Annotated in this window: 2 protein-coding genes; both read right to left on the reverse strand. The window is 46.1% G+C overall.

The annotated features are described in order from the left end of the window. Nucleotides 1-461: carbohydrate ABC transporter permease (locus NCCP2222_RS13915; protein WP_248513070.1), on the reverse strand; the 461-nt coding region annotated here is incomplete at its 3' end. Beyond that, a complete protein-coding gene (locus NCCP2222_RS13920; RefSeq protein WP_248512954.1) occupies nucleotides 458-1,354 on the reverse strand; it encodes a carbohydrate ABC transporter permease in 897 nt (298 codons plus the stop codon). The genes NCCP2222_RS13920 and NCCP2222_RS13915, both read right to left, overlap by 4 nt. Nucleotides 1,355-1,523: the final 169 nt, after the last annotated feature.

Raw genomic sequence — 1,523 nt, forward strand, 5'->3', positions numbered from 1 at the left:
CGGAGCAAGAACGTCCCGAACGCCAAGGCGAAGAATGGAAGTGTCAGCCCCTGGTATGTATTGAACCAATCGAGCTTCCGCATCGTAAATACGTTCGGGATCATCGTTGCTTCCCAAGGGATCATCATCGTGGAAATGAATAAAAAGAAGATGAAATCCCGCCCTTTAAATTTGAAAAAGACGAATGCATATGCCGCCAGGCTACAAACGACGAGCTGGCCCAGCATGACGCTAATCGAAACGATAAAGCTGTTCAATAAGTAGCCGAGCAACGGCAGCCGTTCGAACACTTTTACATAGTTCTCCAAACTGAGTGACCGGGGGATAAATCGTCCCTGGATAATCTCAGGTCCTGTCATGAATGAAATCATAAAGGCATACAGGACCGGAAAAAAAACGAGCAATGACGTGACAATCAGCAAAAAATATATCCATATTTTTGCGGGAAGGCTTGTTTTCATTGATAATGCACCTTCCTCTCCCCTAGCTTGAACTGCAGAATGGTCACAACCAAAATAATGACGAATAATATGACGGCCTGCGCACTCGCCGTGCCGAATTGATAATTAATAAAAGCTTCCCTGTAGATGGAATAGACGATTAGATTCGTCGATTGAGACGGTCCGCCTTTCGTCAAAATATCAATCTGGCCGAACGTTTGAAACGCGTTGATCAGCGAAATGGTAATAATAAAAAATAATGTCGGCGACAGCATCGGCAACGTAATACGACGCAATCTGTAAAAATAGCCTGCTCCATCAATTCGTGAACTTTCATATAGATGTTCATCAATATTTTGGAGACCCCCAAGCAAGATGAGGAAAGAAAAGCCGATATTCATCCAGATCGTCGACATGGAAACCGAGAGAAGCGCCCACTCTGGATCGAGCAACCATTGGATTTGTGGCAGGCCGATCGAATGAAGAAGCCGGTTGAACATCCCAATGCTCGGGTTGAACATGAATAGCCATATGACGGAGGAGGCCGCCACGGATACGCCCATTGTCGATGAATACATCGTCCGAAAAAAACCGATTCCCTTAAGTTTTTCATTCGCCAGCAAGGCAAAGAACAGTGCGAGTACAACGCCAATCGGTACCGTATAAAGAACGAAAAGCACCGTTGCTTTCATGCTGTTTTGGAACTCTGAAGAGCCAAGCAAATATTGATAGTTTTCAATGCCGACGTTGATGGCAGCATTCCCGGCTTGATCAGTCAGGAAGAAACTGAGATAGATCGTGCGGAACATCGGATAAAAAACGAAGACCGAAAACAGTATGATGGACGGAAGTAAATAGAGCAGCGCGGTCCGTCCATTAATGGAACGCCGCCAAAAGGATCCTACCGTATTCATTTGCCCACCTCGTGCTGAACGACATGATGGCTTTGGTCGATTGTCTTCTTGAGCAACTGGCCATCCTCGCGGCCAAAAATGGACAAGGTAGCAAAATCCATTTGGATCGGCAGCCTGTCTCCGATATTGATATGCCATTGGCCGGTCCACTTCGCCATCCATTCTGAAG

This window comes from Sporosarcina sp. NCCP-2222 (assembly GCF_023168145.1).
GTDB lineage: Bacteria > Bacillota > Bacilli > Bacillales_A > Planococcaceae > Sporosarcina.

What these genes read in the sequence shown, in the direction of transcription:
- NCCP2222_RS13920 (WP_248512954.1), bottom strand. Translation starts at nt 1,354, where the DNA reads ATGAATACGGTAGGATCCTTTTGGCGGCGTTCCATTAATGGACGGACC.